This is a genomic window from Paenibacillus sp. FSL W8-1187 (assembly GCF_037965485.1).
Classification (GTDB): Bacteria; Bacillota; Bacilli; order Paenibacillales; family Paenibacillaceae; genus Paenibacillus_O; species Paenibacillus_O pasadenensis.
Map to the genome: position 1 here is coordinate 668,489 of NZ_CP150181.1, position 21,314 is coordinate 689,802.

General features: G+C 64.6%; 17 protein-coding genes and 1 pseudogene. 9 read left to right on the plus strand and 9 right to left on the minus strand.

The annotated features are described in order from the left end of the window. The first annotated feature begins 87 nt into the window (after positions 1-87). The 4 genes from NYE40_RS02915 (at position 88) to NYE40_RS02930 (ending at position 3,439) form a co-directional block, all read left to right on the plus strand. Positions 88-798, plus strand: a complete 711-nt coding sequence (locus tag NYE40_RS02915; RefSeq protein WP_101808473.1) for a response regulator transcription factor — start codon at positions 88-90, stop codon at positions 796-798. Then, positions 795-1,736 (plus strand): ATP-binding protein, encoded by a 942-nt coding sequence (locus NYE40_RS02920; RefSeq protein WP_101808474.1) that lies wholly within the window; start codon positions 795-797, stop codon positions 1,734-1,736. Before NYE40_RS02915 ends, NYE40_RS02920 begins: the two co-directional genes overlap by 4 nt. 103 nt (positions 1,737-1,839) lie before the next feature. Then, positions 1,840-2,763: an ATP-binding cassette domain-containing protein gene (locus NYE40_RS02925; protein WP_101808475.1), complete on the plus strand. Its 924-nt coding sequence runs from the start codon at positions 1,840-1,842 to the stop codon at positions 2,761-2,763. Further along, on the plus strand, positions 2,756-3,439 hold the full coding sequence (locus NYE40_RS02930) for an ABC transporter permease (RefSeq protein ID WP_101808476.1): 684 nt from the start codon (positions 2,756-2,758) through the stop codon (positions 3,437-3,439). Before NYE40_RS02925 ends, NYE40_RS02930 begins: the two co-directional genes overlap by 8 nt. A 97-nt stretch (positions 3,440-3,536) precedes the next feature. Here NYE40_RS02930 and NYE40_RS02935 read toward each other — a convergent pair whose 3' ends face one another. Both NYE40_RS02935 and NYE40_RS02940 read right to left on the minus strand, forming a co-directional pair. Then, complete coding sequence (locus tag NYE40_RS02935; protein WP_101808477.1) at positions 3,537-4,334, minus strand: flagellar motor protein MotB; 798 nt, start codon at positions 4,332-4,334, stop codon at positions 3,537-3,539. Then, a complete protein-coding gene (locus NYE40_RS02940; RefSeq protein WP_052333034.1) occupies positions 4,318-5,139 on the minus strand; it encodes a flagellar motor protein in 822 nt (273 codons plus the stop codon). The genes NYE40_RS02935 and NYE40_RS02940 overlap by 17 nt, the downstream gene beginning before the upstream one ends. A 323-nt stretch (positions 5,140-5,462) precedes the next feature. Here NYE40_RS02940 and uvrB point away from each other — a divergent pair, with 323 nt between their 5' ends. Then, entirely contained in the window at positions 5,463-7,466 is a 2,004-nt protein-coding gene (uvrB, locus tag NYE40_RS02945; RefSeq protein WP_101808478.1) for an excinuclease ABC subunit UvrB, read from the plus strand. Positions 7,467-7,569: 103 nt separating this feature from the next. Continuing rightward, positions 7,570-10,407, plus strand: a pseudogene (gene uvrA, locus NYE40_RS02950) (excinuclease ABC subunit UvrA); the annotation flags it as partial. Between the two features lie 1,350 nt (positions 10,408-11,757). Here uvrA and NYE40_RS02955 read toward each other — a convergent pair. After that, positions 11,758-13,377, minus strand: coding sequence for a nitrite/sulfite reductase (locus tag NYE40_RS02955; protein ID WP_153782729.1), 1,620 nt, complete (start codon positions 13,375-13,377; stop codon positions 11,758-11,760). A 395-nt stretch (positions 13,378-13,772) separates the two neighbouring features. Here NYE40_RS02955 and NYE40_RS02960 point away from each other — a divergent pair, with 395 nt between their 5' ends. After that, positions 13,773-13,988 (plus strand): hypothetical protein, encoded by a 216-nt coding sequence (locus tag NYE40_RS02960; RefSeq protein WP_028597942.1) that lies wholly within the window; start codon positions 13,773-13,775, stop codon positions 13,986-13,988. A gap of 122 nt (positions 13,989-14,110) precedes the next feature. Here NYE40_RS02960 and NYE40_RS02965 read toward each other — a convergent pair whose 3' ends face one another. Further along, positions 14,111-15,079: a sugar phosphate isomerase/epimerase gene (locus NYE40_RS02965; RefSeq protein ID WP_028597941.1), complete on the minus strand. Its 969-nt coding sequence runs from the start codon at positions 15,077-15,079 to the stop codon at positions 14,111-14,113. 147 nt (positions 15,080-15,226) lie between these two features. Here NYE40_RS02965 and NYE40_RS02970 point away from each other — a divergent pair, with 147 nt between their 5' ends. Beyond that, positions 15,227-15,898 (plus strand): PIG-L family deacetylase, encoded by a 672-nt coding sequence (locus NYE40_RS02970; protein WP_146000492.1) that lies wholly within the window; start codon positions 15,227-15,229, stop codon positions 15,896-15,898. A gap of 42 nt (positions 15,899-15,940) precedes the next feature. Here NYE40_RS02970 and NYE40_RS02975 read toward each other — a convergent pair whose 3' ends face one another. From NYE40_RS02975 to NYE40_RS02985, 3 genes are read right to left on the minus strand one after another with little or no spacing between them, the layout of a single operon-like run. Then, the gene (locus tag NYE40_RS02975; RefSeq protein ID WP_255309788.1) at positions 15,941-16,063 is read right to left on the minus strand and encodes a hypothetical protein; all 123 of its coding nucleotides are present in this window, start codon (positions 16,061-16,063) and stop codon (positions 15,941-15,943) included. Further along, positions 16,060-16,590, minus strand: coding sequence for an accessory gene regulator B family protein (locus tag NYE40_RS02980; RefSeq protein WP_101808480.1), 531 nt, complete (start codon positions 16,588-16,590; stop codon positions 16,060-16,062). The genes NYE40_RS02975 and NYE40_RS02980 overlap by 4 nt, the downstream gene beginning before the upstream one ends. A 15-nt stretch (positions 16,591-16,605) precedes the next feature. Further along, positions 16,606-17,271 carry a hypothetical protein gene (locus tag NYE40_RS02985; protein WP_101808481.1) on the minus strand — a complete coding sequence of 222 codons (666 nt, stop codon included), beginning with the start codon at positions 17,269-17,271 and terminating at the stop codon, positions 16,606-16,608. Between the two features lie 556 nt (positions 17,272-17,827). On the opposite strand from NYE40_RS02985, the gene serS reads away from it, so the two are divergent. After that, positions 17,828-19,117, plus strand: coding sequence for a serine--tRNA ligase (gene serS, locus NYE40_RS02990; RefSeq protein ID WP_101808482.1), 1,290 nt, complete (start codon positions 17,828-17,830; stop codon positions 19,115-19,117). Positions 19,118-19,220: 103 nt separating this feature from the next. Here the strand turns inward: serS and NYE40_RS02995 are convergent, their stop codons facing one another. Then, positions 19,221-20,084 (minus strand): SDR family oxidoreductase, encoded by an 864-nt coding sequence (locus NYE40_RS02995; protein WP_043111030.1) that lies wholly within the window; start codon positions 20,082-20,084, stop codon positions 19,221-19,223. After that, positions 20,081-21,283: a mannonate dehydratase gene (gene uxuA, locus NYE40_RS03000; RefSeq protein ID WP_339279291.1), complete on the minus strand. Its 1,203-nt coding sequence runs from the start codon at positions 21,281-21,283 to the stop codon at positions 20,081-20,083. The genes NYE40_RS02995 and uxuA overlap by 4 nt, the downstream gene beginning before the upstream one ends. Positions 21,284-21,314: the final 31 nt, after the last annotated feature.

The window sequence follows — 21,314 nt, forward strand, 5'->3', positions numbered from 1 at the left end:
GTATACCACGCGCGGAAGGCAGGGGTGAAATCCGCCCTGGCCGGATGGGACCGTCAACGCCAAGCGCGAATGAAAGGAGAGGAAGCCATGACGACGCGCATTCTGCTCGTCGAGGACGATGAGGAGATCAGCGGGCTGGTAGCGGAGCATCTGGAGCGGGAAGGCTGCGAGGTGCAGGCCGCGCTGGACGGGGAGGAGGCGCTCGCCCAGCTGGCGAGCCGCGAGTTCGACCTCGTGCTGCTCGATCTGATGCTGCCGAAGCGGAGCGGCATGGAGGTGCTGCGAGCGCTGCGGGAGACGAGCCTCGTGCCGGTGCTCATCCTCTCCGCCAAGGACAGCGATCTCGACAAAGCGCTCGGCCTCGGCCTCGGCGCCGACGATTACTTGAGCAAGCCGTTCTCCATGATCGAGCTGACCGCGAGGGTGCAGGCCGCCATCCGCCGGGCGACCCGCTACGCGGGCGCGCCGGCCGCCGCTCCCGTCTCCGCGCCGAAGGCGCTTCGGCACGGGGAGCTGGAGCTCGATCTGGACACCTACTCGGTCCGGATCGGGGAGCGGTCGGCGCAGCTGACGGCCAAGGAGTTCCAGCTGCTCAAGCTGTTCCTGACGTACCCGAGCCGCGTGTTCACCAAGGAGCAGATCTACCAGTCCATCTGGGAAGAGGACTACTACGGCAACGAGAACGTCATCAACGTGCATGTCCGGCGCCTCCGCGAGAAGATCGAAGAGGATCCTTCCAGCCCCGTCTTCATCCGCACGGTCTGGGGCATCGGCTACAAGCTGGGAGAGCGGCCATGACGGCGGCGGTCGCGCTCGCCTTCGCTTGCGCGGCCTTGGCCGCAGCCTGCGCCTATCTGTACGCCGCGCGCCGACGGGAACGCCGCGATGCGGACGAGATCGGCCGCAGGCTGGAGAAGATCCTGCGGAGCGGCAGCGCCGAAAAGGTGCTGCTGCGGACCGAGCGCGCCGAGCTGCGCCGGCTGCTGCTGCAGCTCAACCGCCTGCTGGACCGCGGTCAGCGGACGGCGGCGGAGTTTTCCCGTTCCAAGGAAAGCTCCCGCAGGATGATCTCCAACATGTCGCATGACCTGAAGACGCCGCTGGCGGTGCTGCTCGGCTACACGGAGAAGCTGCGGCGCGGGGAGGAGCTGGACGCCGCCGAGCGGGAGCGGACGGTGGAGGCGCTGCAGGCGAAGGTGCTGTCCCTGATCGACCTGATGAACCGCTTTTTCGACCTCGCCAAGATGGACTCGGACGATTATGCGATGCCCAAGACCAAGCTGGCGCTGAACGAGCTCTGCCGGCGGAACGTGCTGGAGTTCTACGAGCTGCTCGAGTCCGGCGGGTTCGAGGTGGAGCTCGACATTCCGGACGAGCCTCTCCATATGCTCGGCAACGAGGAGGCGCTGGGGCGCATCCTCCGCAACCTCATCTCCAACGCGATCCGCTACGGCGGCGAGGGAAAGGCGCTCGGCCTGACGCTCCGCGACCGCGGCGAAACGGTGGAGATCGAGGTGTGGGACCGCGGGCGGGGCATCGCCGAAGTCCACCACGACCGAGTGTTCGAGCGGCTGTACACGCTCGACGACTCCCGCAATCCGCGCTTTCAGGGGAGCGGGCTCGGGCTCAGCATCACCAAGCGGCTGGCCGAGGCGATGGGCGGCTCGATCTCGCTGCGCAGCGTGCCCTATGAGCGGACCTCGTTCGTCGTCTCGTTTCCGAAGCTGAGCTTCTGATCCGCAAACGTAAGAAACTTGTCAGGATCCAGACAGGAATAAGACATCTCTCCTGACTAAGATGAGATCAGAAGCTAGGAAGCAGACGAGGAGGCGGGGCAAGATGAAGGACATCGTCCATACGACGGGCTTGAGCCGGACGGTCAAGGGAAGAAAGCTGGTCGCGGACGTGGAGCTGCGCATCCGCCAAGGCGAGGTGTACGGCCTGCTCGGGCAGAACGGCGCCGGCAAGACCACGATCATGAAGATGCTGGCGGGGCATGTCGCGCCGACCGCGGGCGAGATCTCGCTGTTCGGCCAGCGGCTGACGGCAAGCTCCAAGTCGGCGCTGAGCCGCGTCGGCAGCATCATCGAGTATCCGGTCTTCTTCGAACATATGGGTGCGATCGACAACCTGCGGCTGCATGCCGAATATCTCGGCTTCTACGACGAGCAGGCGATCGCGCAGGCGCTGGAGCTCGTGCGGCTGAAGGACGCCGGAGCGAGGCCGGTGAAGGAGTTCTCGCTCGGCATGAAGCAGCGCCTCGGCATCGCCCGCGCGGTCATAACGAAGCCGGAGCTGATCATCCTCGACGAGCCGACGAACGGCCTGGACCCGGTCGGCATCAAGGACATGCGCGATCTGGTACGGATGCTCAACCAGGAGTACGGCATCACCTTCCTCGTGTCCAGCCACATCCTGAGCGAGATCGAGCAGGTCGCGGACCGGATCGGCGTCGTCTCGGAGGGACGGCTGACGACGGAGATGAGCCTCGAGGACATCGCCAAGCAGCGCACCGATTATATCGAGATCGCGACTCCGCAGGCCGAGCGGGCCGCCTATCTGCTGGAGCATGAGCTCGGCATCGCGAGCCTGAAGCTGCTGGGCGGAGGCAGGCTGCGCGTCTACGACCTGAGCCGCTCCCAGAGCGAGATCTCGCGGATGCTCGTGCTGCATGACGTCGAGATCGAGGGCATCCAGAAGCATGTCGGCACGCTGGAGGATTATTTCTATCACCAGATCACGGGGGGCGATCGCATTGGCTAACTTGATGAAGCTCGAATGGAGGAAGCTGAAGCGGCTGAACATCGTCGGCGAGTACGCCGTCTATGTGGCGGTGATGCTGTTCCTGCCGATGCTGTTCGCCCGTTCGGTCAGCGCCGACTTCGGCCAGGACTACGCCGCGATCACGGGGCTGATCGTCTCGATGCATCTTTCGTACGTGCTGTTCGGAGCGTCGCTCATCAACCAGGTCGTCATCGACGAGTTCCGCAACCGGACGATCTCGCTGTCCTACGGCTATCCGATCCCCCGCCGCCGGCTGTTCCTGGCCAAGGCGCTGCTCATCTCGCTGCTCGTCTTCGCCGGGACGCTGCTGTCGTTCGTGCTGGTCGGCGTCTCGACGCTCCTGCTCAACGAAAGCTTCGGCTTCATCGGAGGGAAGCTCACGGCGGGCGCCGTGGCCGGCTATGTGGCGAAGGCTGTCCTTCATTCCGCCGCGATCGCCGTCATCAGCCACATCCCGCTGTTCGTGTTCGGCGTCTGGAAAAGGGCGACGATTCCCGCCGTGCTGATCGCCATCTTCCTGGCGCAGTTCCAAAATCTTTCCCCGCTCCTCGGCCTCTCGCTCGATCCCGTCCTGACGACAGCCGCGCTGTGCCTGCTCGGCCTGCTGAGCGCGTTCGCGGCGGTCTCCACGATCGAGCGCTTCGGCGACGCCTGAGCGCGATCCGCCCCATCCGCCGACTGCCGGAACAAAAAACAAGCCCCGAGGGAGCGATCGGATCGCTCCCTCGGGGCTTGTTTGGATGAAAAGGGACTCAGCTGCCGCCCGCGTCCGCGCTCGCGCGCAGCACGGTGATCTCGACGCGGCGGTTTTTGGACCGTCCCGCCTCGGTGGCGTTGGAGGTGACCGGCCGCGTGTCCGCGTAGCCGGCGATCTCGAACTTGTCCGGGGCGAGCTTGCTCGTCCCGATGAAATAGTGCAGCACCGACAGCGAGCGGGCGGCCGACAGCTCCCAGTTGTCGCCGTACTGCCCGCCGGCGGCGATCGGCAGGTTGTCCGTGTGGCCCTCGACGCTGACCGTGTTGCCGAGCGAGCGGAACAGCGTCGACAGGCGGTCCAGCACCGGCGTCGCCTCCGGCTTCAGCTTCGCCTTGCCGAGATCGAACAGGAACAGGTCGTTGAGCCGGATGGCGATGCCCTTGGGCGTGTCGGCGACCGTCACCTTGTCCTGCAGCTTATGCTCCCGGATGTACGTCTGGATGAGCTTGAGCAGGTTCTGCAGCTCTTCCTCCTGCAGCCGCTTCAGCTGCTGCTGGGGCGACTCCGAGGCGCGCGGCTTGGCGCTATGGGACGGCACGGGAGTCGCCCCGCTCGCCAGCAGCTCGCCCGTCAGCCCCTTGCCGCCTTCAATGACGGAGTCGGACTTGGCGAATTGGAGCTGCAGCGACTGCGCCAGCACCTCGTACTTCTTTACGTCCAGCTGGCTCATCGCGTACAGCACGACGAAAAAGATGAGCAGCAGCGTGATCAGGTCGGAATAGGTGATGAGCCAGCGCTCGTGGTTTTCGGGCTCCGCGCCCTGGCCGCCCCTGCGGCTACGCCTGCGCCGCATTTTCTTCCGCCTTTCCGTCCGCCTTGCCCTGCGCCGGCCGCGCCGCCCGCCGCAGCGGCTCGTCGACGACGACGAACGACTGCAGCTTCTTGCGGATGAGCTGCGGGTTGTCGCCGGCCTGCAGGCCGAGAATGCCCTCCATCATCATCTCCATGCGCAGGATCCGCTCCTGGCTGCGCGTCTTGATCTTGGAGGCGAGGGGCAGATAGAGCACGTTCGCCGAGGCGACGCCGTACAGCGTGGCCGAGAAGGCGACCGCGATCGAGGAGCCGAGCGAGCCGGGATCATGCAGGTCGCCGAGCACGTTGATCAGCCCCATGACGGTGCCGATGATGCCCATCGTCGGCGCGTAGCCGCCGGCGCTCTCGAAGATTTTGGCCTGCTGCTCGTGGCTCCGCTCCTGCGCCGCGATCTCGAGCTCGAGAATCTCGCGCGTCAGGTCGGGATCGGTGCCGTCCACGACCATGAGCACGCCGTCGCGCAGGAAGCGCTCGTCCTCCTTGCCGGCATGCGTCTCCAGCGCCAGCACGCCGCCGCGGCGCGCGATCGTCGCCATTTCGACGAGGCGCTCGATGATTTCCCGGTCGGTGTTGCGGTCCTTGCGGAACGCGAGCCGCAGCGCCGCCGGAATCGTGCGCAGCCGGGCGGCGGGAAAGCTGACGGCGACGGCCGCGAACGTGCCGCCGAAGACGATCAGGATCGCCGTCTTCTCCACGAGGCCGTGGGCTTCTCCTCCTTCCCACAGATACCCTCCGAGCAGGGCCGCGATGCCGGCGATGATGCCGATGACAGTCGTCAAGTCCATGCGATGGTTCACGCTCCCGCTATTGTCGTATAAAAAAGGATGCGCTCTCCCGTGTGCAGGAGAGCTGCCGGGCGCCAGTTGTTGGCAAAGCTGTCTCGCCTTATTGCAAGCGGGTTTTCTACCCGGTATAATGAGGGACGGGAACAGACATTCTTATCGAGGTCCCGCCTGCGGATTCGAGACGATTCCTCTTATTTATCGGCCGTTTTGGGCATACAGATAAATAGGGATTTACTCATATAATAATAGATTTCATTCGCGGAACCGGGACTTTGGGACCAGGACTTCCGCGTCATTCATCGAGGAAGAGGTGAGCCATGCCTATGGCCGAGAAGGCTCAGCAGCCCAAGCTTTTCCAGCTGAAGTCCGACTACACGCCGCAGGGCGACCAGCCGGGCGCGATCAGCCGGCTCGTCGAGGGCGTCCGCGAGGGACGCAAGCATCAGATCCTGCTCGGAGCGACCGGCACGGGCAAAACCTACACGATCGCCAACACGATCGCGCAGCTGAACCGGCCGACGCTCGTCATCGCCCACAACAAGACGCTCGCGGCGCAGCTGTGCAGCGAGTTCCAGGAGTTCTTCCCCGACAACGCCGTCTCCTACTTCGTCAGCTACTACGACTACTACCAGCCCGAAGCCTACCTCCCGTCGACCGACACCTACATCGAGAAGGATTCCAGCATCAACGACGAGATCGACAAGCTGCGCCACTCCGCGACCAGCTCGCTGTTCGAGCGCCGCGACGTCATCATCGTCGCCAGCGTGTCGTGCATCTACGGCCTCGGCTCGCCGTCGGAGTACGGCAGCCTCGTGCTGTCGCTGCGCAAGGGCATGGAGAAGGGCCGCGACGAGATCCTGCACAAGCTCGTCGACATCCAGTACCAGCGCAACGACATCAACTTCGTGCGCGGCACGTTCCGCGTGCGCGGCGACATCGTCGAGATCTTTCCCGTGGCGAACAACGAGCGGGCGATCCGCGTCGAGCTGTTCGGCGACGAGATCGAGCGCATCACGGAGATCGACGTGCTGACCGGCGAGATCGTCGGCGAGCGCGACCATGTCGCGATCTTCCCGGCGTCCCACTTCGTCACCCACGAGGACAAGATGAAGATCGCGCTCGTCAACATCGAGCGGGAGCTGGAGGAGCGGCTCGCCGAGCTGCGGGAGAACGGCAAGCTGCTGGAGGCGCAGCGGCTGGAGCAGCGGACGCGCTACGACATCGAGATGATGCAGGAGATGGGCTTCTGCTCCGGCATCGAGAACTACTCCGGGCCGCTCACGTTCCGCGAGCGCGGCGCCACGCCGTATACGCTCATGGACTATTTCCCCGACGACATGCTGATCGTCATCGACGAGTCCCATGTGACGCTGCCGCAGGTGCGCGCCATGTACAACGGCGACCGCGCGCGCAAGGAGGTGCTCGTGGAGCACGGCTTCCGGCTGCCGTCGGCGATGGACAACCGGCCGCTCAAGTTCGAGGAGTTCGAGGCCAAGGACAAGCAGACGATCTACGTCTCGGCGACGCCGGGGCCGTACGAGCTGGAGACGTCGCCGCATGAGCCGGTGCAGCAGATCATCCGACCGACCGGCCTGCTCGATCCGATCATCGAGGTGCGCCCGACCAAGGGCCAGATCGACGACCTGCTCGGCGAGATCCGCGACCGCATCGCCAAGGACGAGCGCGTGCTCGTCACGACCCTGACCAAGAAGATGTCCGAGGACCTGACCGACTATTTCAAGGAAGTCGGCATCAAGGTGCGCTACCTGCACTCCGACATCAAGACGCTGGAGCGGATGGCGATCCTGCGCGACCTGCGCGTCGGCACGTTCCATGTGCTCGTCGGCATCAACCTGCTGCGCGAAGGGCTCGACCTGCCCGAGGTGTCGCTCGTCGCGATCCTCGACGCCGACAAGGAAGGCTTCCTGCGCTCGGAGCGCTCGCTCATCCAGACGATCGGCCGCGCGGCGCGCAACTCCGAGGGGCGGGTCATCATGTACGGCGACAAGATCACCGACTCCATGGAGCGGGCGATTTCCGAGACGCAGCGCCGCCGCGCCATCCAGGAGGCGTACAACGAGAAGCACGGCATCACGCCGCAGACGATCCGCAAGCGGATCCATGAGGTGATCGAGGCGACCAAGTCGGCGGAGTCCAAGTCAGGCGTGCTCGACGGCATCTCCGGCGGCAAGCTGACCAAGAAGGAGCGCCAGCAAGTCATCAACCGCCTGGAGGCGGAGATGAAGGAAGCGGCCAAGAGCCTGCAGTTCGAGCGGGCGGCGGAGCTGCGCGACGCGCTGCTCGAGCTGCGGGCGGAGGAAGGCTGAGGCGGCCCGCCCGACATTCGGAGCAGGCGTTTTGGCCCGGCATAGATACAGGTAAGGCCCGGGCGTTCCGGGCCTTCCATTTTCGATAGGGAGGAACCCCACTGTGGCAAGCGATCGGATCGAGATCAAGGGCGCCCGAGCCCACAACCTGAAAAACATCGACGTCACCATCCCGCGCGACAAGTTCGTCGTGCTGACCGGCCTGAGCGGCTCCGGCAAGTCGTCGCTCGCCTTCGACACGATCTACGCCGAAGGCCAGCGCCGCTACGTCGAGTCGCTGTCGGCCTATGCCCGACAATTCCTCGGCCAGATGGAGAAGCCCGACGTCGACTCCATCGAGGGGCTGAGTCCCGCCATCTCCATCGACCAGAAGACGACGAGCCGCAACCCGCGCTCGACCGTCGGCACGGTGACGGAGATCTACGACTATCTGCGCCTGCTGTTCGCCCGCATCGGCAAGCCGCACTGCCCGGAGCACGGCATCGAGATCACGTCGCAGACCGTCGAGCAGATGGTCGACCGCATCCTGGAGTATCCGGAGCGGACGCGGCTGCAGATCCTCGCGCCGATCGTCAGCGGACGCAAGGGCGAGCACAGCAAGCTGCTGCAGGACATCCAGAAGCAGGGCTTCGTGCGCGTGCGCGTGGACGGCGAGCTGCGCGAACTGAGCGAGAGCATCGAGCTCGAGAAGAACAAGAAGCACAGCATCGAGGTCGTCGTCGACCGGATCGTCGTCAAGGACGACGTGCGCGTCCGGCTGGCCGACTCGCTCGAGACGGCGCTCAAGCTGTCCGAGGGACAGGTCATCGTCGACGTCATCGACCAGGAGGAGCTGCTGTTCAGCTCCAATCTGGCCTGCCCGGTATGCGGCTTCAGCATCGACGAGCTGTCGCCGCGCATGTTCTCGTTCAACAGCCCGTTCGGCGCCTGCCCCGACTGCGACGGGCTCGGCGCCAAAATGATCGTCGACCCGGACCTGCTCATCCACGACAGCTCCAAGACGATCGCCGGCGGCGCCTTCGAGGCGTGGGCGGGCAGCACGTCCAACTACTACCCTCAGTTCATGGCGTCCGTCTGCAAGCACTACGGCATCCCGCTGGACGTTCCCGTCCGCGAGCTGACGGACGAGCAGATGAAAAAGCTGCTGTACGGCACCGGCGGGGAGAAGGTCCGCTTCCAGTACGAGAACGACTTCGGCTTCCGCAAGGAGGCGTACGTGCCGTTCGAGGGCGTCGTCAACAACCTCGCCCGCCGCTACCGCGATACGGCGTCCGACTCGATGCGGGAGTACATCGAGGAGTACATGAGCGCCAAGCCTTGCGGCACCTGCAAAGGCCATCGCCTCAAGAAGGAAAGCCTCGCCGTCACCGTCGGCGGCCGGAACATCGCCTACGCGACCTCGCTGTCGATCGGCGATGCCAAGGACTTTTTCGAGGGACTCGACCTGAGCGAGAAGGACCGCATGATCTCCAACCTGATCCTCAAGGAGATCAACAGCCGGCTTGGCTTCCTCGTCAACGTCGGCTTGAACTACCTGACGATGGCCCGCGCGGCCGGCACGCTGTCCGGCGGAGAGGCGCAGCGCATCCGGCTCGCCACGCAGATCGGCTCCAGCCTGATGGGCGTCCTCTACATCCTGGACGAGCCGAGCATCGGCCTGCACCAGCGCGACAACGACCGGCTGATCGGCACGCTGGAGCATATGCGCAACCTCGGCAACACGCTCATCGTCGTCGAGCATGACGAGGATACGATGCTCGCCGCCGACTACATCATCGACATCGGGCCGGGCGCCGGCATCCACGGCGGACACATCATCGCGCAGGGGACGCCGCAGGAGGTCATGGCCGACGAGAACTCGCTCACCGGCCAGTACCTGAGCGGGCGCAAGTTCATCGCCGTGCCGGAGCAGCGCCGTCCGGTCGGGGACAAGTGGCTGGAAATCCGCGGCGCGCGCGAGAACAACCTGAGGGGCGTCAACGTCAAGATTCCGATCGGCGTGTTCACCGCCGTCACCGGCGTCTCGGGCTCCGGCAAGTCGACGCTCGTCAACGAGATCCTGTACAAGACGCTGGCCCGCGACCTCAACCGGGCCAAGGTTCGTCCCGGCGAGCACAAGGAGATCCGCGGCCTCGAGCAGGTGGACAAGGTCATCGACATCGACCAGTCGCCGATCGGCCGCACGCCGCGCTCCAACCCGGCGACGTACACCGGCGTGTTCGACGACATCCGCGACGTGTTCGCCTCGACCACCGAGGCCAAGGTGCGCGGCTACAAGAAGGGCCGCTTCAGCTTCAACATCAAGGGCGGCCGCTGCGAGGCCTGCCGCGGGGACGGCATCATCAAGATCGAGATGCACTTCCTGCCGGACGTCTACGTCCCGTGCGAGATCTGCAAGGGCAAGCGGTACAACCGCGAGACGCTGGAGGTCAAGTACAAGGGCAAGAGCATCTCGGACGTGCTCGACATGACGATCGAGGATGCGACCGACTTCTTCCGCAACCTGCCGAAGATCCACCGCAAGCTGCAGACGCTGCTCGACGTCGGCCTCGGCTACATGAACATGGGCCAGCCGGCGACGACGCTGTCCGGCGGCGAGGCGCAGCGCGTCAAGCTGGCTTCCGAGCTGTACCGCCGCAGCACCGGCCGCACGTTCTACATCCTCGACGAGCCGACGACCGGCCTGCATATGGACGACGTCGACCGGCTGCTGCTCGTCCTGCACCGGCTCGTCGACTCCGGCGAGTCCGTGCTCGTCATCGAGCATAGCCTCGACGTCATCAAGACGGCCGACTACCTGATCGACCTCGGTCCCGAGGGCGGCAGCGGCGGCGGCATGATCGTCGGCACCGGCACGCCGGAGCAGCTCGTGCAGGTCGAGGGCTCGTACACGGGCAAATACCTCGGGCCGGTGCTCGAGCGCGACCGCGCCCGCACGCAGGAAGCGCGCGCCCGCGCGGAGGCGCTCCAAGCCGCGGCCGAGGTCGGCGCGGCGGCCGAGCCGGCAGCGGCGGAGGCGGCAGCGGCGGAGGCGGCGCCGGCCGCAGCCTCTGCGGCTGCCGGCGCCAAGCGCGGCCGTCCGCGCAAGTCCGCCGGCGCCGCTTCCGCGCCTGGCGGAGCTTCCTTGGCGGCGGAGAGCAGCGCCGCCTACGCCGCGGACGCCGCCGCGCCCAAGAAGCGCGGCCGCAAGCCCAAGGGCTCCGGCGGCGCCTGACGCCGGCCGGCCCAGTCCCGGGGGCCGGGAGGCGTCAGGCTGAGCCTGGCTTCCAGGGCGCGGCGCGCGAGCTGCCGGCTCCCGGACAGCCAAAGCCCCGACGGCTGGAGGCGTCAGGCTGAGCCTGGTTTTCAGGGCGCGGCGCGAGCTACCGGACAGCCAAAGCCCCGGCGGCCGGGAGGCGTCAAGCAGCGATTCCGCTCAGCCCGGAGCTCTAAGCATTTGGGTCTGCCTTAGCTTTTCAAGCCTGCGCATCCTGCGGATGGATGCGCAGGCTTTTTATTTTTGGCGAGCAGCGAGCTGGCGCCTGCGGGTCGCTGGCGACGCCGGCTGTTCCACGCCGACTTTTGCAGATTGAGCGGGCAATTTTAGATTCAAAGCTCTAACGACGGCTGGTGGGCTTAGAAACTCAATATCCTGTCTTTCTGGAAGCTAACGACGAATCAGACGCTTAGCCGGCAGAATGGGGCGGAATATCTCCGAAAACGGGTCGATTTCTGCGGCTAACAATCTGAAAAATCGTTAGCTGGGCGGATAGAGCCCAAATGGCCTTGTAAGCGTCTGACGCGTCGTTAGCTTTTGACCAACTGCAACGCCATCTGGCTCAGGATGCTCTGGAATGTCCGAAAAACCGATTGGCTAGCGGAGAGAGGCGGGGAGCGGAGGGGATGGAGGGCTCCTGGAGAAGCGGCAGCGGTTCCCTTGAAGGCCAGATTCCTTCCGTTTCGGGAAGGGAGATCAGAGGAATCTGGGCTTCAGCGGAATCGGAAGGAGTCTCCATCCTCGGAGCGGCTTTCGCGGACGCGCCCCCTGCAACTGATCGTCTTTGGCAACCGCCACGCAGCCCTCCGCCACGCAGCCCTCCGCCACGCAGCCCTCCGCCACGCAGCCCTCCGCCACGCAGCCCTCCGCCACGCAGCCCTCCGCCACGCAGCCCTCCGCCATGCAGCACTCCGCCGCACAGCACTCCGCCGCGCAGCAGCCCTGCACACAGCCCAACGCCGTGCAGCAACCCTGCCACGACAAAAAAAGCCCGGCCCTCGAAAGGGCCGAGCTCAATTTCCAACACGAATTCGTTCAGCCGGCCGCCTTCGCCGCCAGCAGCTCGGTCAGCTTCTCCTGGAACGCCGGCACGCCGACGCGCAGAACATAGGCATGGAACGTCTCGCCGCTTTCGCGGCCTTGCTTGTAGAACTCGATCAGCCCCGCGAGCACGGCCGGCACGTCGTCGCCCTTGACGCGGCCCTTGAGCGGCTTGTTCAGCACGGCGCCCGGGCCGAGGATGCCGCCGACGGCGATGTCGAACGCGTCGACCATGCCTTCCGGCGTCTTGACGAGCGAGCCTTGCAGGCCGATGTCCGCGATATGCTTCTGGCCGCAGCCGTTCGGGCAGCCGATGAAGTGGATGCGGATCTTCTCGTCGAGCTGCACGTGCTCGTCCAGGTACTCGGCGACGCGGCGGGCGCGCTCCTTGGTCTCGACGATGGCGAGGTTGCAGAACTCGTTGCCGGTGCAGCTGACCGTACGGCTCATGAACGGCTTCGGATCCGGCGTCAGCCGCTGGAACACCGGAGCGGCCAGCGCGGCTTCCAGATCCTCGTCCTTGACGCCCGTGATGATGATGTTCTGGGACATCGTCGTGCGGATCTTGCCCTCGCCGTATTGCTCGGCGATGTCGCACAGCTGCTCCAGCTCATCCGAGTTCGTGCGGCCGACCGGCACGTTGAGGCCGATGTAGTTGCGGCCGTCCTTCTGCTTGTGCACGCCGTCGAAGTAAGCGGCCTGCCAGCCGACCGTCTTGCTGATGCCCTTGGACGGCATGTCGCCGATCAGCTTGAGCAGCTCTTCCTGGAACTTCTCCGGTCCCCAGTCCGCCACGAGGAACTTGAGGCGCGCGTGATGGCGCTTCTCGCGGTAGCCATGGTCGCGGAACAGCGTCGTGACGCCGACGGCGACCTTGAGCGCTTCCTCCGGACGGACGAAGATGTCGAGCTCCTTGGCCAAGTAGGGCTTGGCGCTCAGACCGCCGCCGACCCAGGCGTGGAAGCCGATGACTTCCTCGCCGTCGATTTCCTTGACCGCCGGGGTGAAGGCCAGGTCGTTGATCTCCGCGTGCGCGTTGTTGTAGATGTTGGCAGAGATGGACATCTTGTATTTGCGGGGCAGGTTGGAAAAGTCGCGGTTCATGAGGAAGAAATCGTTCACTTCCTCCACGAGCGCCGTCGTATCCATCAGCTCGTCCTTGTCGATGCCCTGCAGCGGGTTGCCGACAATCGTGCGCGGGCAGTCGCCGCAGGACTCGTAGCTGTACAGGCCGACCTCCTCGAGCCGCTTGAAGATGTCCGGCATGTGCTCGATGCGCAGCCAGTGGTACTGGATCGCCTGGCGCGTCGTCACGTCGATCAGCCCGCGGCCGTAGTCGCGGCCGATCGAGGCGAGCGCGCGCGCCTGCGCCGACGTCAGCACGCCGGAGTTGATGCGGATGCGCATCATGAAGTAGCCGTCGCGCGGCTTCTGCTCGTAGACGCCGGCCCATTTGAAGCGGTTCATATCGTCTTCGGGAATGGAGTCGTATCCTTCCAGCGCATACTTCTCTATGATCGTGCGGATGACGTCGAGGCCGTCCTTCTCGATCTTCCACAGCTCCATTTTATTCAGCTTGGACGGATCGTTCATCCAGGGCGTTTCGTAAGCCATGATCTTGAACCTCCCGGTCTAGTGGTGCCTGCATCAATTCCGATAAAAAAGGTGTGATTATGCTAATTCGATCGTACCATACCGGCGTAGAAATGGGAACAACGCGCGCGATGCATGCTATAACGATTGCTGATGCAGGCGATCGGCTTTTTTTATAAACGCCAGGAATAGGAACATCGACTCTGTCGCAACCTATATGGTGACAAAATTGTGGCAAAGCGGTTACAGAGCGAAAACATCTTGCATCCTGTCCGCCTAAAAGATACCATAGTCTTATATGTAGCCATAGAGGGGGACCCCCCTTCGAGGAGGGATCGCCAAGCCTCGGAAGGCTCGCGCCGCGTCCGGTCGGAAGCGGTCTCAACCAGCACTTTAATCCGGGAGGTTAGCACCCCATGTTCCTTGCAGCAGAAGAACTAGAAGCAACAAGCAGCACGTTCAACACCTTCGACATCTTCATGGTCATCTTCACCATCCTCATCGCCCTCGGCCTGGTGCGTCTCGTCGCGCAGAAGAAGAAGAACATCTTCGCCATCGGCTGGACGGCCGCTTGCCTGCTCGTATTCCTCATCGTCGACTTCTTCATGGTCAAGATCTGGATGGGCATCTAGGCTTCACAGCCGTACATACCGGCTCCCGCGGCAGGGCGTCCTGTCCGGACGCGAGCTCGACCCCGCAAAAAAAAGCTTCCCCGCGCTCGCTGGAGCCGGGGAAGCTTTTTTCATCTTGGGCCTTACACCCACCACATCTCGCCGAGCGGCTCGCGGATGAGCACTTGCTGCAGGTTGGCGACCGCTTTGCTGAAGCCTTCCTCGACGCTCATCAGGCCGTCCTCATGCTCGATGCTGACGACATAGTCGTAGCCGACCAGACGCAGCGCGCTGATGATGTCCGCCCATACCTTGAGGTCGTGGCCGAAGCCGACGGAGCGGAACTGCCAGGCGCGGTCGAGCATCTGCGTGTAGGACTGCATGTCCGTCACGCCGTGCTTGTTGACGTTGATCGGGTCGATCGTCGTGTCCTTGGCGTGGAAGTGATGGATCGCGCCTTCGCGGCCAAGAATATGGATGGCCTGGACCGGATCGATGCCTTGCCACCACATGTGGCTCGGATCGAGGTTGGCGCCGATCGCCTTGCCCGTCGCTTCGCGCAGGCGCAGCATCGTCGCCGGCGTGTGGACGGAGAAGCCGCCGTGCAGCTCGAGGCCGATCTTGACGCCGGCCGCTTCGGAGATGCCGTTGATCTCGCTCCAGTACGGGATGACCTTCTGCTCCCACTGCCACTTGAGCACGTCCTGGAAGTCGTTCGGCCAAGGCGCGACCGGCCAGTTCGGATACTTCGCGTCCTCGTGGTCGCCGGGCAGGCCGGAGAACGTATTGACGACCGGCACTTCGAGCCGGTTCGCCAGCTCGATCGTCTTGCGGATGATCGTGTCATGCTCCGTCGAAATGGCTTTTTGCGGGTGCAGCGGGTTGCCGTGGCAGCTCAGCGCGGAGATGATGAGACCGCGCGATTCGACCGCCTGCTTGAAGGCGCGGCGCTTGCCGTCGTCGGCGAGCAGCTCGTCCAGATCCAGATGCGGACTGCCGGGATAGTTGCCGGTGCCGATTTCCAATGCGTCCAGCCCTTTGGCTGCGATGTAGTCGAGCGATTCCTCGAACGATTTCTGAGCGAACAGAACCGAAAATACGCCAAGCTTCATAAGTGGAAAACCTCCCGATCGGGTGATGGTAGCGCTATCGTTTCAAACGAGTTCATTATATCATGCCCGCGGCGCTGCATTCATCCGCAGAAGCGGGTTGCGGCAAAATCGCATAAAAAGTGGACAAAGAAAGCGGAGGGATTGGAGATGGACGGAATGAAAACGCCGGTCGCGCTGCTGCTGGCGCATCCGGATGACGAGGCGTTCCTGGCGGCGGCGCTGTGCCGCCGGCTGGCCGAGCGGGGAGAGCCGGCCGTCCTGCTGACGGCGACTCGGGGCGATGCCGGCAAAAGGGGGAGCGAGCTGGCCGCGGCTCTCGGCCGGAGGCTCGGCGAGATTCGGGAGCAGGAGCTCGCGGATGCGGCGGCCATCCTCGGCATCCGCGAGGTCGGACATCTGGGCTATCCGGACGGCAGGCTGGCCGAAGCGGACGAGCGGGAAGCGGTCGAGCGGGCGGCGCAGTGGCTGGCGGTCCGGCGGCCGTCGACGCTCGTCACCTTTCCGCCGGATGGCGGCAACGGCCATCCGGATCATCGGGCGATCTCGCGGATCGGGACGCGGCTCGTCCGGGAGCGGCGCGTGCCGGGACTGGACCGGCTCGTCTATATCGGCTCCGAGACGCTGGCGCAGGAGGGCCGCAAGGAAGCGCTGGCGCTCGATACGAAGGCCTTCTGGCCGGCCAAGGCGGCCGCGTTGGCGGCGCATCGCTCGCAGCGGGACACGATCTCGGCCTACTTCGGCGATCTGTCGGAAGCGCCGGAGGCATGGCGGTTCGAACGTTTTTATCTCGCTTGGGAGGACGGGCGGGAGTGGCCATGAAAAGAAAAACGGCCTCGCTCGAAGCGAGGCCTGAAGGCAAGGCTATTTTCTCAGCTCCGGCGGCAGGGGCCGGGCGCCTACATTGAGTTTCTCCATGATCGAAAAAATCATTGCGCTCGTGCTTAGAAAAGCGATCATCCAGGCGGCCGCGGTCCGCTTCTTCATCGGTCCTCACCTCCTTTCCGAACGGGGAGCAAGGTCAGGGCCTGGGCGGCGAGGACAAGGGCGAAAAGCTCGGAGGAGAGCGCAAGATTCGCAGCTGCGAGCAGGACGGCAACGGCTTTGAGCCATGGGCGAAGGCGGCGGGGCAAGCGCGTCGTCTCGGGGGCGGATGCCGGAGCAAGGAGGAGGAAGATCGCGAGCGCCCAAACCGTAAGCGCAGAAGCCGTCGGCGCGGCCAGCTCGAACCAAGGGATGGCGGCGTAAAGGGCGGCCGAGGCGAGGGCGCAAGCCCCGAGCGACTTGAAATGGAAGCCTCCGGTAAACAGACGCGTCAGATTGAACAGAAGCATGGCCGTCAGCGTCTGGGCCAGCTCCCCGGTCAAGAGGCCGAACGCCAGCGCCAGGAGGACCGTTGCCGCTAGGTTCAAGTATACGCCAAGCGCATAGGCGAGCACTTCGGCGCGCATCTTGCTTTCCGGAGAGTGCCGGATCAATCGGTCGGCGAACGCGATTGACCATTTCTCCAGCATGGCCTCACCCCTTGCTCATCTCTTTTTGTCCGTCTGGTCGAACAGGATCAGCATCGTGAACAGGACGATCAGCGAAATGGCATAGGAAAAATAGATCCATCCGTTCAAGGTCAAATAAAGCGTGAACATGATGTTGATCAGGTTGGCGGCGAGCGCGAGAGTCAGCTTTTCGTAGCGGGGAGAGAAATAAAGGATCCTCTCCTGGAAGTCATGCGGAGCCTGCGGCATGAATCGATAGCCTCGCTTGCCCAGACGGAGAGCGCAGGCGATCAGCAGGCAGGAAGCATCCGTAAGAAGCTGCAGGGCGAAGACGAATCCCGTATTATGGCTGGCGATGGCATCAGGCAAGAAATCGAATCGGGTGAGCAGGACATAGATGGTGAACTGCAGCGGCAGGAAGACCATGAGGCCGGAAGATACGATGATCATCGACCAAAATAGTCTGAATTTTAAGACAAGAACAAAAAAAAGCGCGGAGAGAGCGGTCTGCGCCAGCAAATCGAAGACGGACCAGTTCATGACCATCCGATTCAGGTAGGAGAGCAGCGAAGCAAGCACGGCAACAAGGACGAGGGTCGGACCCGCCTTGAGGACAGGAATGCGGAAGAGAGCGGCCGCAACAACCAGAAGGGCGAATACATCCATGAAGCCGAATAGAAGATAAAGAACATGATCCAACATGTACGTCAGGCACCTGCGCTTCCGATGAAAGATAGGCCGGCCGAAGCCGCGCCAAGAATGCCTCCAGTATAACAAGGGATGGAAGGGCTGACTATCAAAAAGGTTAGAATTAATTTACAAAGAATGCCTTTTACTATTTCTGGATCGACATGGATCAAAGGTGCATTCGATGATTTCTGAATGACAATCGCTGAAATTAAACGCAACTTACGAAAATATTGCAGCTGGATAGATTTAACGCGGTGAAAATGTAAAGCGAAGCATGCCTGGGCGAATCGGGTTGATGGCCGTATCGTCCTGTGCTATAGTGGTTCAAACTCCATTCGCCATCATGCCGATGAAGGGAATCCAACCCGGAGGCGCACTCGTCAAGAAAGCGGCCGCTTTCCTAAGCTTGCCGGCACCGCCCGTTACCGCGGAACCAAAGGGGATGGAATGCGCCGCATTCCGTCAAATTGGGTGGCACCGCGAGTCGTAAAGCGCTCCTCGTCCCAAGCGGACAGGGCGCTTTTTGTGTTTTCATCCACTACGGCAAGCGGAAAGGAAGCGAAGGACGATGCTGGATCTGGCCTGGATCAGGGAGCATGAAGAGGAAGTTCGCGAGGCGGCGCGCCGCAAAGGCATGGCGTTCCAAGTCGAGGAGCTGCTGGACGCCGATCGGCGGCGGCGGGCGCTCGTCGCCGACGTCGAGGAGCGCAGGCGCGCCCGGAACATGCGGTCGGAAGGCGTGGCCCGCTGCATGCGGGAGGGCCGGAAAGAGGAGGCGGCGGCGCTGCAGGAGGCGGGGCGCCGGGAAGGAGCGGAGCTGGCCGCGCTGGAGCCGCGGCTGGCCGCAGCGGAGGCGGCGCTGAGGAAGCTGCTGCTCGAGACGCCGAACCTCGTCTCGCCCGACACGCCGCATGGCGCCTCGGAGGCGGAAAATATCGAGCTGGCGCGCCGGGGCGCTCCGCCGGAATTCGGCTTCGAGCCGCTGGACCACGTCGAGCTGGCCGAGCGGCACGGGCTGGCCGATTTTGCCCGCGGGGCGAAGACGGCCGGCTCGAGAAGCTACTACTTGACGGGCATGGGAGCCCTGCTGCATCGGGCGGTGCAGCAGCTGGCCGTCGACCGGCTGCTCGCGGCCGGCTTCGAGCTGCTGGAGGTGCCGGTCATGCTGCGCGGCGGCGCGTTCGAGCAGACGGGCTTTTTCCCGGCCGGCGAGGATCAGGTGTATGCGCTCGCCGGGGAGGACTTGAGGCTGGCCGGCACGGCGGAGGTGCCGCTCGTCGCTTATTACGCCGGGGAAGTGCTGGAGCTGGACCGGCCGATCCGGCTCGCCGCCGCCTCGGCCTGCTTCCGCAGCGAGGCCGGCTCGGCCGGACGCGATACGCGCGGGCTGTACCGCGTCCATCAGTTCGCCAAGGTCGAGCAGGTCGTGCTTTGCCGGGCGGATCTCGGCGAAGCGGAGGCGCTGCTGCAGGAAATAACCGGACACGCCGCCTCGCTGCTCGAGGCGCTGGAGCTGCCGCATCGCGTCATGGCCGTCTGCGCCGGAGACATGTCGGCCAAGACGTACAAGCAATACGACCTCGAGACGTGGATGCCTGGGCGCAAAGCCTACGGCGAGACCCATTCGTCGTCGCTGCTGCTCGACTACCAAGCGCGTCGCGCCGGCATCCGCTACCGCGAGGCGGACGGCAGCCTGAAGCATGCCTACACGCTCAACAACACCGCGGTCGCGTCGCCCCGCATTCTCGTCCCGCTGCTGGAGAACCATCAGCAGGAGGACGGCTCGATCGCCATCCCGGCGGCGCTGCGCCCTTATTTGGGCGGCCGCGCCAAGCTGGAGGCTCCAGCCCGGAGCTAGCGGATGGAGCCTCCACATCCGCATTCCCTGCCGCGCCTAAAGGCGTCGCGACAAAAAAGCCCGTTTCGGCCGATGCCGAAACGGGCTTCTTGGCGATGGCGCGCTACACCCCGGAGTAGGCGGAGAAGCCGCCGTCCACCGGCACGGTAATGCCGGTGACGAACGCCGCGGCGTCGTCGTCGAGCAGCCAGAGCAGCGTCCCGAGCAGATCGTCCGGCTTGCCGAAGCGGCGCATCGGCGTATGCGAGATGATCTTGAGGGACCGCTCGGTGAGCGATCCGTCCTCGGCGCGCAGCAGCCGGGCATTTTGCGCCGTCTCGAAAAAGCCCGGCGCGATCGCGTTGACGCGGATGCCGGTCTCGGCGAAATGCACGGCCAGCCACTTCGTGAAGTTCTCGATGGCCGCCTTGGCCGCGCTGTACGCAGGAACCTTGGTCATCGGGGAGGGGGCGCTCATGGAGCTGATGTTGAGGATGCTGCCGCCTCTCTCCAGCATGCCGCGGGCGAATATCTGCGTCGGCAGCAGCGAGCCCATGAAGTTGAGGTCGAGCACATGGCGGAATCCCGCAGGATCCAGCGAAAAGAAGCTCTGGAAGCCGTCCCGCTCCAGATCGCCGGGCTGGAACGTCTCCGCGCCGGTAATCGCGCTCGGATGGTTGCCGCCGGCGCCGTTGACGAGGATGTCGGGCCGGCCGAGCTCGCGCTCGACCTGCTCGGCCGCCGCCTCGACGCTGGCGCGGTCGGTGACGTCGCAGCGGACGGCGACCGCGCGGCCGCCGGCCTCGCGGATCTCACGGGCGACGTCCTCGCAGCGCTCCAGCGTGCGCCCGAGCACGGCGACCGCCGTGCCCTGGCGGCCGAGCTCCAGCGCCATCGCCCGGCAGAGCACGCCGGAGCCGCCGGTGACGACGGCGACCTTGCCGCTCAGGGACGGCCGCAGCAGCTGCTCGCGGTTGCCTGCGCTCATGGGCGCGCCTCCTCTCGGCCGGCCGGGGCTGCCTCGCCGGCGGCCGCCGCCTCGCTCGCGGCGACAGCGGCCGGACGCTCGCGGCGCAGCGGCGGCTCGGCATGGCCCGCCGCTCCGGCCAAGCCGCGGGCGAGCGGGCCCCGCTGGCGCTCCAGCGCGTCCCACAGCCCCCACAGGTACATGATGCCCATCGCGCGGTCGTACAGCCCGTAGCCCGGACGGACCTGCTCCGCCCACAGATGGCGCCCGTGGTCCGGACGGGCGTAGCCCGTGAAGCCGACGTCATGATACGCCTGCACGATGCCGGCGATGTCGACCGTGCCGTCCTGCGTCCGATGCGACGTCTCGATGAAGTCGCCGTTGTCGTACACCCGCACGTTGCGGATATGGCAGAACGGGATGCGGTCCGCGAACTCGCGCACCATCGCCGGGATGTCGTTCGCCGGATTCGCGCCGAGCGAGCCGCTGCACAGCGTCACGCCGTTCGCCGGGCTGTCGTGCAGCGCCAGGAAGCGGCGCAGATTGTCCTGCGACGTGATGATGCGCGGCAAGCCGAAGATCGGCCACGGCGGATCGTCCGGGTGGATCGCCATGCGGATGCCGTGCTGCTCCGCGACCGGGATGATCTCGTCCAGAAAATATTTCGCATGCTCGAACAGATCGTCCTCCGTCACGCCTCGGTACGCTTCGAATAGCGAGGATAACGCTTTCAATCGCTCCGGCTCCCAGCCGGGCATCGTCAGCGTCGAGTCGGACTCGATCTCGCGCACGAGCTCGGCGGGGTCGATGTCGCGCACGCGCGCGGCCTCGTAGAACAGCGCCGTCGAGCCGTCGTCCATGAGCCGGCCGAGGTCGGTGCGCAGCCAGTCGAACACCGGCATGAAGTTGTAGCAGATGACCTCGACGCCGACCTGCGCGAGCTTTTCGATCGTGCGCTTGTAGTTCGCGATCCAGCGGTCGCGCGACGGCAGGCCGAGCTTGATGTCCTCGTGGATGTTGACGCTTTCGACCACCTTGATATGCAGCCCGGCCGCATCTGCGGCGCGCTTCACCTCCAGAATCTTCTCCATCGGCCACTCGTCTCCGGCCGGCACGTCGTGCAGCGCCCAGACGATGCCTTCGACGCCAGGAATTTGCCGGATCTGCTCCAGCGACACCGTATCGTTGCCTGCTCCGAACCAGCGGAATACCATTTTCACCGCTATCGTCGCCCCTCTCCCCTGAAAGTCG

Excerpts from the sequence above, each read along its gene's own strand:
- NYE40_RS02915 (WP_101808473.1), top strand. The coding sequence starts at position 88 with ATGACGACGCGCATTCTGCTCGTCGAGGACGATGAGGAGATCAGCGGG.
- NYE40_RS02920 (WP_101808474.1), top strand. The coding sequence starts at position 795 with ATGACGGCGGCGGTCGCGCTCGCCTTCGCTTGCGCGGCCTTGGCCGCA.
- NYE40_RS02925 (WP_101808475.1), top strand. The coding sequence starts at position 1,840 with ATGAAGGACATCGTCCATACGACGGGCTTGAGCCGGACGGTCAAGGGA.
- NYE40_RS02935 (WP_101808477.1), bottom strand. The coding sequence starts at position 4,334 with ATGCGGCGCAGGCGTAGCCGCAGGGGCGGCCAGGGCGCGGAGCCCGAA.
- NYE40_RS02940 (WP_052333034.1), bottom strand. The coding sequence starts at position 5,139 with ATGGACTTGACGACTGTCATCGGCATCATCGCCGGCATCGCGGCCCTG.
- uvrB (WP_101808478.1), top strand. The coding sequence starts at position 5,463 with ATGGCCGAGAAGGCTCAGCAGCCCAAGCTTTTCCAGCTGAAGTCCGAC.
- NYE40_RS02955 (WP_153782729.1), bottom strand. The coding sequence starts at position 13,377 with ATGGCTTACGAAACGCCCTGGATGAACGATCCGTCCAAGCTGAATAAA.
- NYE40_RS02960 (WP_028597942.1), top strand. The coding sequence starts at position 13,773 with ATGTTCCTTGCAGCAGAAGAACTAGAAGCAACAAGCAGCACGTTCAAC.
- NYE40_RS02965 (WP_028597941.1), bottom strand. The coding sequence starts at position 15,079 with ATGAAGCTTGGCGTATTTTCGGTTCTGTTCGCTCAGAAATCGTTCGAG.
- NYE40_RS02970 (WP_146000492.1), top strand. The coding sequence starts at position 15,227 with ATGGACGGAATGAAAACGCCGGTCGCGCTGCTGCTGGCGCATCCGGAT.
- NYE40_RS02975 (WP_255309788.1), bottom strand. The coding sequence starts at position 16,063 with ATGAAGAAGCGGACCGCGGCCGCCTGGATGATCGCTTTTCTAAGCACG.
- NYE40_RS02980 (WP_101808480.1), bottom strand. The coding sequence starts at position 16,590 with ATGCTGGAGAAATGGTCAATCGCGTTCGCCGACCGATTGATCCGGCAC.
- NYE40_RS02985 (WP_101808481.1), bottom strand. The coding sequence starts at position 17,271 with ATGTTGGATCATGTTCTTTATCTTCTATTCGGCTTCATGGATGTATTC.
- serS (WP_101808482.1), top strand. The coding sequence starts at position 17,828 with ATGCTGGATCTGGCCTGGATCAGGGAGCATGAAGAGGAAGTTCGCGAG.
- NYE40_RS02995 (WP_043111030.1), bottom strand. The coding sequence starts at position 20,084 with ATGAGCGCAGGCAACCGCGAGCAGCTGCTGCGGCCGTCCCTGAGCGGC.